Source organism: Clostridium sp. (assembly GCF_026168755.1).
In the GTDB taxonomy this organism is placed as follows: Bacteria; Bacillota; Clostridia; order Clostridiales; family Clostridiaceae; genus Clostridium.
In genome coordinates, this window is record NZ_JAPFDR010000077.1 from 1 (window position 1) to 7,732 (window position 7,732).

Consider the following 7,732-nt stretch of genomic DNA (forward strand, 5'->3'; position numbering starts at 1 on the left):
AACAGGTACTACGTACCCATAATACAAGGACGAGAAAATTTGATACCTATTTAAATGTATCTTTATGAAAAAAAAGAACAGGTACTACGTACCCATAATACAAGGACGAGAAAATTTGATACCTGTTTTTAATTAAAACTTGCAGAATTGAAATATTGAATTAGTTCTTAAAATGCTTTATAATACAAAAAGAACAAGTATTATATTAATCCTTGTTCTTTTAAAAAGTTTCTATCACGGACATACGTTGGTTTTGATATGTCTAGTTGTGAACATATATCTTTTTGTTTAAGACCTTGTGCCAAAAGGTCTTTTATTTTTGCCCTTCTTTCTGCAATTTTATCTTTTTCACTTACTTTCCCATCAGCTCTCAGCTTTTCTTGATATTTGTTTTTTTGATATTCTCTATCTCTCAAATTCTTTCTTCTTTTAAATTCTCTCTTAGAAATTATTGTACTCATATAAGTTTCTTCAAGCTCTGTAATTGCTAAAAGCTCTATAAGAGTTTCATTCTTGTACTTATAATCCTTATCTTTGCTTAAATAAACCTTCTCTGCACTCCTAGTAGCTCTTATAACCTCTGTTTCACTTAATGGATATACAAACTCTCTATTAAGCTCTAAAACGTCCTCTAAAGCCTTTTTAGTGTCCTCTAAGAAATAACATAGATAATATCTATACAAGAATAATATAAGCTCTCTATGCCCTTTTAAATCATACTCTCTTAGTTCACATAGTTTTATTATGTCTTGTATTCTAGCATAATAAAGACTTCTTTCTCTATGAATAAATACCGTCTTACTCGGTCTACCCTTTTTCTTAGCTTTTCTTTCTTCAAGCTCTGGTAGATATTCATTTTGAATTTCTCTTAAATCATAAATATAATCATACTGCTCTATAACTTTAACAGTTGTCTTAGATTTAGAGTTAATACTTCCTGGTACTCTTAATATTCTTGTAGGGTCTAAAGCTTGTCTATCAGCTCCAAACGGCTTTAAAACACTATATAAATATTCTTCTATTGCTTTCCATAAGGGTAATGCCTTACTTGGTACTGAATTTAAAAGCCATATTAAATAAAGTCCTCTGCCACTATCTATGATTAAATTAGGTCTTGGAATACTTTTATTAAAATAATCTGCTTCAAGGTGCATTATTATTTGCTCCTTAGTGAATCCAGTTTTATAAATATCTAAATCTATAAATTGAGCTTTAAGCTCCTTTAGATATTCTAATCTTCTAAAGGTACTATAAAAAGTATTTATGCTAATATATACATTCTCTTGGTTGAAATCTTGCTCCAATAGCTCATTATATCTATAATGCCATTGCTTGTACCCACAATTGATTTCAGCCTTAGTAATCCACCCTTTGCTATCACTATGTAGAATATCTAAGTAATTTATTTGCTCTGAATATTTCTCTTTTATTAATACTTGCCCCATGCTCTCACCTCCCTTGTTATGAATATACACCACTATATTATAATTTCTTATATCTATTAAAATCTATAACTTCTGACTTTTTAGTTTTAATTTCTTTATTCTTATTAAAATTTTTATCTATTTCCTTTGTTTTTTCTTTTTCTCTTTTCTTCTTTAATCTCTCTTTAAAGGCATTTATAGCCTTTTCTAAAATTGCATCATTTAATTCAATGAACTCAAATGTTTGCTTATCTAAATATTCATACTTTCCATTCTCACCTTCTAAGGTACAATATAAGTAATCTTCTAATAGTTCCTCATCTGATTTTTTTCTGTCATAGTATCTTAAATAATAATTTATACTGCCACTTATTTTTACCCATAGCTTTTTTTCATCCATGCTCTCACCCCCTTTGTTTAACTTCTATTTTACTTGATATTAAAATACTATACAATGCAAAATATTCCATCTATTGACAACAAGGTGTAATATATTTACCTATGTGATAAGCTCAACAATATAGATTTTAACAAAAAATTAACCTGTTTTAATTTAAGAAAAAGGGGCAAATGCCCCTTATAGTAAAATTGAAAATAAAGCGTTATATTAGTTATTTATCGAATATAGTATTACCTTTCCATATCCCAATCTCTTACTTTATTAGGCTTATTAACTGGTATGCTCCTAGAATTATCAATATTGCTCCTAGCGTTATTCCCATTTGAATTGCATATTGTTTTACTCTGTCCTTCCAATTCAGTTTGTCTATTCTCTCTACTTGAGCTACCGTTTGACTTAATACTCTCATCATTTCCATGTGATATTTCTTGATATTTTCTACTTCCTTCAAAGTCTTTTCTAACTTCTCTTGATGAAGCTCTTTCAGTTCCTCTGATTTCTTTGTCATCATCTTGAAGGCTTCTTGTGTTTTCTCGCTTAGTTCCTTGTTCTTCTCTTCTCTTATTTTCTCGTTGCTCTTGTATAGCTCTCTCTCTTTCTCGATTAAGTCTATGGTCTTGATTAATCTGTTGTTCAAGACTGTCTGCTCTGCGTTCAAATTCTTTATCAAGGTCTGAAATTCCTTCATATCCGAAATTTGTTCCTCTTTCTCCATCTCTAAAAATTGATTTTTCTTGTCCATTAAACTCATTCTCTAATTCCTCCTTATTGTACTTATCTCCTAAGCTCCTGCCCCTAATTGCTTTACCATGGTCGGGGTGCTTATAACTTATACTGTTTTTTGTTACTCTAGTTTCTATCTCAAAGTTTTTTTCTAAAAACTCCCTAAAGCTTTGTAAATCCTTTGTTCTCTCCCTTGCTATATCTATTATCTGTCTTAACTCATCTTTCCAAGGGATTTGACCTCTATCCATTATCCTCTTTTCGGCACTACTAATCCTTTTCTCTGCCTTATGATATAGGTCTAAAGTCTTTAAATTTTCTCTCTCGCATAGCCTATTACTTTCTCTTTTTATATCCCATAAGCTCTTATTACTGGCATTATATTTTAGTCCATTTTCAAAACTAACGCTGTTAACCACTAAATGGTTATGTATATGGTCTTTATCTTTGTGTGTTACCACAAATACCTCAAAGCCCTTAAATTGGCTCTCTGCAAGTTCCTTGCCTATTTCGTGAGCCTTTTCTGGAGTTATATTATCTTCAGGACTAAAGCTCTGTATTATATGATGATATTTTACCCCTCCAGTTTTTCCATAAAGCTCTTGGGTCATATTAAAGTCATTAACTATATTATCAGGGTCGCAATCCTTCCCCCCTATAAGTTTTTCTTCTGTCTTTTCTTCTTGTGTTAAATAACTTACTATTTTTTTAGGAGTAGCCTTTGAGGCTATTCTTTTAATAACTGCCATTACCCATTCACCTTCTTTAGTGCTTGAAGAACTTCTCTCCATACATAATCAAGCTCTATTTTCATTTCTTGAAGCTCTTTAATATTTTCTATCTCTCCACTATTAACTTTTCTAGTTAATTGATTGAGATTAATTCCTATAGCTTTCATCTCTAAAACAAGCTCTTTAATATCATCAATAACTATAATTTCTTTTTCTAAAATTGCCTTTCTCATAAACTCACTTTTAGTGAGTTTTGATTTCTCAACCTTCTTTTCAAATCTCTTATATTCATCTTCTGATACTCTGCAATTTAGTCTTTTCACTTTCTCTGATTTCAAAATTATCACCTCGATTTTGAAATATTTTTAGGGTGGTCTTGGAGGGTCTCCCCTCTAAGCGAGAAACAAATTTATTTGTTGTATTTACATACTTTTGTATGACAAATACGCATCTCGCTCTATGTATTATAAGAGAATTATGAATAAAAAAATAAAAAAGCTATGCTTCATTATTAAGATGAAGCCTTAGCTTTATATTACTTTATTAGTTAATTCTTTCTTAACTAACCTGTTGTAATTTTAAATTTATACTTATTACAAATAAAATATCCTATACATATTCCTAATACATTTAAAACAATATCACAAATATCAAATATTCCTATATATAATACCATTTGTATTAACTCTATTAATATTACTCCACTAAATCCAATTAAAAGCATATTTTTTCTTTTTATTTTTTTTATATATAATAAATATCCAATAGGTATAAAAAATATTATATTCATTATATTTTGCATAAATGAGTCTCTTTCAAATAAATATAATATATTAAAGTTCACACTTACTTCTGACTGCCTTCTTCCAAATAACAATAATAACATAACAATCCAATATAGAGTCCATAAGGAAACATATGACTTTTTATCTATTTGTTTAGATCTTATCAATTGAATTACTATAAAAATGAATAATACTTGAATTATAATAGCAATAACTCCAACTATATTATAAATACTATCTAAACCCTGGAATAAATATGCAATTATTTCACTTGTAACAAAATAATTTAATATAATCCCTAATATTATACTTATAATCACATCCACCAATTTAACCATTATATTCTCCTTTTATTATTTAAAGTTAATTTTATTATTTAAAGTTAATTTTATCATTTTATACCTTTTAGGTCAATTATTGCATTATTTTGTTTTTTATGCTAAAATTTAGACGATTAATTTATTTTTAATGGGAGGATTTTTATGAAAAAACTACTAAACAAATTTATAATTACTTTTTGCGCTATTATGACATTTAGCTCTGTTACAGCTTTTGCTGCAACAACTATACTAACTTATGATGGTACTGGAATAGGTGGTAAAATTTCTGTTAATTCATTTACTCTCTCTTCTACAACTACAGTAACTATTAATCATACAACTTCTGCTTGGACAGGCGTATCTTCAGGTTCAACCCCAACTTTAAAAATTCAAGTTCGTAAAAAGAATTTAGCAGGATTATATACTAATACAGGAAATGAGTTTCAAAAAACCGGTACTGGAAGTACATCTAAATCATATTCATTAGGTAGTGGTAATTATAAATTATATTTCTATACAGATCATTCAACTGCTAAAGCTAATATAAATGGTTATGTAACTAAGTAAAATTGAACAATAAAAACTGCGCAGAATTATTCTTCTACGCAGTTTTTTCATTTTTATTTTTTAAATTTTACGGTTTTAAGCCATTTATAAGGGGTGAAAACACCCCCCTAAGTTTAGCTCCAGTAAACTTTAACGTAAAATCGTATTTTTAACACTTTAATTATTTGTATTTATGTTAATAAATTAATTAAATAACACTTTGTTTGCTAATTAATTTATTAACATTATTGTTCGTTAATTATTTTATGAACAGTAGCAACACTACAATTCATATCTTTAGCAATAGCTCTGTAACTTTTACCTTGTAATCTTAACATTTTTACTCTAGCCTTTTGTTCTTCAGTAAACATTTCTTTTCTTCCAGCACCACGTTCATTTTTTAATTTATTAACATAATTATTACTTTTTAATTCTTCAGTTTCCTTCAGCAATTTTTGTATGGTATCTCTATCCCTTTTAATAGTATCATCTTTAGATTTAGTGTTTATTTCATTTAATCTTATAATAGCCTTTAATTTTTCAATTTCCTTGACCATTTGATGATATATTGGACTATTTTCAAATTTATCGTCGGGTTGCATTTGTGATATTTTATTATGTAATTCAACATTAATTTTATTCTGTTCATTTAAACGCTTTTCTAAATCTGTAATTATTACTTCTAAGCCTTTAATAGTTTTTCTTGCCACTATAATCACTCCGTTAGTTAGTTAGTTAATTAATTTATTAACTTAATAATAGAATTACTTATATTATTGTTCAATAATTAATTTATTAACACGACTTTTATTTATATATCTTCTCTCTCCCACCTACTATCTTTTGTAGCTACAAAAAAAGGAGCTATAAGCTCCTTTAACTCTCCTGGTCTCAAATCTATTTGACTGCTTTTAATTTTGCAATATCATAACAATTAACTTTAGTTACTTCTTCAACTTCTTTTAATTCATCAAGTTTTGTTTTTACAGTTGTTCTAAATTCTAATAGCTCTGCTGTCTGCTCTACAACTCCATCAAGTTTCTTTTCAATTATTTTTTGACCCTCTTTTAAGTCTTTAACTTCATCTTTTAACCCTTTAATATCTAATTGAATAGACTTCAAAATTTCTAATATTTCTTTTTCCATATACTATTTCTCCTTTAAATGTATTTAAGTTTTAGTTTACTTAATCATTATATCATAAAAGGACACCTTTAAAGATGTCCTTTACGGAGCAAATCTTCTATGGAAAATTTGCAAACTAAAACTTATATAAGTATATCATTTTTATAAATAACATTCTATTAAACTTTTAAAAAGTTTAATAGAAAAATCCTACTCCAAACAACTGTTAATCTAAATAAAATTTAATTTAAAAATTATTTAGTCTTAAATACATTCTACCGCCTTACGTATTAACTTACTCATTACGCTACTCTCCACTCCGTTACTTAATACTCCAGTTGGTCATCAAAAAAATATAATTAATACTCTCTATCTAAATCCTTAAGTTTTTTTACTTTAATATTTCTTATCTAAACCTCATACTATTTTCTCTTCTCTTATCTACAAGATCTATTGCCCTAGGTAATGCTGGTGCTATAATATCCTCTGTTGTTGCTAACCTTCCATACTCAGAAATTACAAAAAATCCATTAATTAATTCTAAAAGTATTTGAGTATTTCTATCAGTATTATTGCTAGAATTTTTTATTTCTTTCATATCAAATTTGATTTGTTCTGATACTTCTTTTGCTATTATTTTAATCATAGCTTCTGTTGTAATATCTGAATTTTGTCTATGCTCTCTAATTATTAAATCTAATGCTTCACTGCTATATTTTAAATTATTTTTCTCTTTAACTTCTTCTATGTACTCCACATTTTTTTCTGTCATTTTATATTCTTTTCTTATTCTTGCCATCTTAATTTAACTCCTTTTCTTTTTTTATTTAAGGGCTTTGCCCTCGCTATGCTCACCCATAAACTTTAAAAAAGTTTAATCAAATCCCAAAAAGGAATTATAAAATATCTTAACTGGAAATTACACCTGCAGATATTTTATAAGAGCATAAAGAGAAACTGCTATCAAAATCTTTGATAGGCTAGGCAAAGCCTAGCGTTTCTGTGCTATCAAAAAAATTTCCAAATGTCCCACCTTGCCACATAAAAACCGTATCTAAACCGTATGTAATCCGACTCTTTATCGGTAGTTATTTTCTTAATTTTATCATATATTTCTTTAACCTCAAACTATTTTTTATAAAAAAATGGAGCTACTGCTCCATAAATAAAATACTCCCCCTAAAATATAAAAAGTACTTTTAATATCAATTTGTAAACCTACTTTTTAAAAATTTTAAAAAACTTTTTTTCTCAGCTTTTTGGCTCTCCATTTTTAATTTAATCTCTTGTAATTTCTTTTCAAGCTCACTAACTCTAAGCTCCAAGCTCTTTGTACCCTCAAATTTTTCTTTTTCTCTCAAAGCTCTTTCCTCTGTTGATACAATAATAAACTTACTCATACTAATATTTTTCTTTTTTGCTATATCTTTAAATAATGCTTTTTGCTCCTTACTTACTCTAATCTTTATATAATCATCTTTTATAGCCATTGTTCCCACCCCTATAAATTAATTTAATCCCCTGTTATCACCATACCATAAACATAATAAAAATCTTGTCTAATCCTAGAACAGGTACTACGTACCCTATAATACAAGGGCTGAAAATTTGATACCTATTTAAATGTATCTTTATGAAAAAAAAGAACAGGTACTACGTACCCATAATACAAGGACGA

At 28.0% G+C, this 7,732-nt stretch carries 10 protein-coding genes; 1 reads left to right on the forward strand and 9 read right to left on the reverse strand.

Going from position 1 to position 7,732, the window contains the following annotated elements; translation table 11 throughout:
* Positions 1 to 200 precede the first annotated feature (200 nt).
* The 5 genes from Q0Y03_RS14715 to Q0Y03_RS14735 all read right to left on the reverse strand — a co-directional run bounded on the left by Q0Y03_RS14715 (position 201) and on the right by Q0Y03_RS14735 (position 4,401).
* The gene (locus tag Q0Y03_RS14715) at positions 201 to 1,445 is read right to left on the reverse strand and encodes a DNA-binding response regulator (protein WP_297714558.1); all 1,245 of its coding nucleotides are present in this window, start codon (positions 1,443 to 1,445) and stop codon (positions 201 to 203) included.
* 37 nt (positions 1,446 to 1,482) lie between these two features.
* Positions 1,483 to 1,824, reverse strand: a complete 342-nt coding sequence (locus tag Q0Y03_RS14720; protein ID WP_055277984.1) for a hypothetical protein — start codon at positions 1,822 to 1,824, stop codon at positions 1,483 to 1,485.
* A gap of 230 nt (positions 1,825 to 2,054) precedes the next feature.
* The gene (locus Q0Y03_RS14725; RefSeq protein WP_082425311.1) at positions 2,055 to 3,338 is read right to left on the reverse strand and encodes a relaxase/mobilization nuclease domain-containing protein; all 1,284 of its coding nucleotides are present in this window, start codon (positions 3,336 to 3,338) and stop codon (positions 2,055 to 2,057) included.
* Positions 3,296 to 3,616, reverse strand: a complete 321-nt coding sequence (gene mobC, locus Q0Y03_RS14730) for a plasmid mobilization relaxosome protein MobC (RefSeq protein ID WP_055277982.1) — start codon at positions 3,614 to 3,616, stop codon at positions 3,296 to 3,298. Before mobC ends, Q0Y03_RS14725 begins: the two co-directional genes overlap by 43 nt.
* Before the next feature lie 224 nt (positions 3,617 to 3,840).
* A complete protein-coding gene (locus tag Q0Y03_RS14735; protein ID WP_297714559.1) occupies positions 3,841 to 4,401 on the reverse strand; it encodes a VanZ family protein in 561 nt (186 codons plus the stop codon).
* Positions 4,402 to 4,545: 144 nt separating this feature from the next.
* Between Q0Y03_RS14735 and Q0Y03_RS14740 the strand changes: the two genes are divergently transcribed.
* The gene (locus tag Q0Y03_RS14740) at positions 4,546 to 4,950 is read left to right on the forward strand and encodes a hypothetical protein (RefSeq protein WP_297714560.1); all 405 of its coding nucleotides are present in this window, start codon (positions 4,546 to 4,548) and stop codon (positions 4,948 to 4,950) included.
* A gap of 224 nt (positions 4,951 to 5,174) precedes the next feature.
* On the opposite strand, the gene Q0Y03_RS14745 is transcribed toward Q0Y03_RS14740, so the two are convergent.
* The 4 genes from Q0Y03_RS14745 to Q0Y03_RS14760 form a co-directional block, all read right to left on the reverse strand.
* Positions 5,175 to 5,639, reverse strand: a complete 465-nt coding sequence (locus Q0Y03_RS14745; RefSeq protein WP_297714561.1) for a helix-turn-helix domain-containing protein — start codon at positions 5,637 to 5,639, stop codon at positions 5,175 to 5,177.
* A 187-nt stretch (positions 5,640 to 5,826) separates the two neighbouring features.
* The gene (locus Q0Y03_RS14750) at positions 5,827 to 6,075 is read right to left on the reverse strand and encodes a hypothetical protein (RefSeq protein WP_055277955.1); all 249 of its coding nucleotides are present in this window, start codon (positions 6,073 to 6,075) and stop codon (positions 5,827 to 5,829) included.
* A gap of 385 nt (positions 6,076 to 6,460) precedes the next feature.
* Positions 6,461 to 6,853, reverse strand: coding sequence for a hypothetical protein (locus tag Q0Y03_RS14755; RefSeq protein ID WP_195959359.1), 393 nt, complete (start codon positions 6,851 to 6,853; stop codon positions 6,461 to 6,463).
* Positions 6,854 to 7,259: 406 nt separating this feature from the next.
* Positions 7,260 to 7,544, reverse strand: coding sequence for a CopG family transcriptional regulator (locus Q0Y03_RS14760; RefSeq protein ID WP_195951889.1), 285 nt, complete (start codon positions 7,542 to 7,544; stop codon positions 7,260 to 7,262).
* Between the last annotated feature and the right edge of the window lie 188 nt (positions 7,545 to 7,732).

Coding starts and splice junctions, on each gene's coding strand:
- Q0Y03_RS14715 (WP_297714558.1), bottom strand. CDS start 1,445: ATGGGGCAAGTATTAATAAAAGAGAAATATTCAGAGCAAATAAATTAC.
- Q0Y03_RS14720 (WP_055277984.1), bottom strand. CDS start 1,824: ATGGATGAAAAAAAGCTATGGGTAAAAATAAGTGGCAGTATAAATTAT.
- Q0Y03_RS14725 (WP_082425311.1), bottom strand. CDS start 3,338: ATGGAGAGAAGTTCTTCAAGCACTAAAGAAGGTGAATGGGTAATGGCA.
- Q0Y03_RS14735 (WP_297714559.1), bottom strand. CDS start 4,401: ATGGTTAAATTGGTGGATGTGATTATAAGTATAATATTAGGGATTATA.
- Q0Y03_RS14740 (WP_297714560.1), top strand. CDS start 4,546: ATGAAAAAACTACTAAACAAATTTATAATTACTTTTTGCGCTATTATG.
- Q0Y03_RS14750 (WP_055277955.1), bottom strand. CDS start 6,075: ATGGAAAAAGAAATATTAGAAATTTTGAAGTCTATTCAATTAGATATT.
- Q0Y03_RS14755 (WP_195959359.1), bottom strand. CDS start 6,853: ATGGCAAGAATAAGAAAAGAATATAAAATGACAGAAAAAAATGTGGAG.
- Q0Y03_RS14760 (WP_195951889.1), bottom strand. CDS start 7,544: ATGGCTATAAAAGATGATTATATAAAGATTAGAGTAAGTAAGGAGCAA.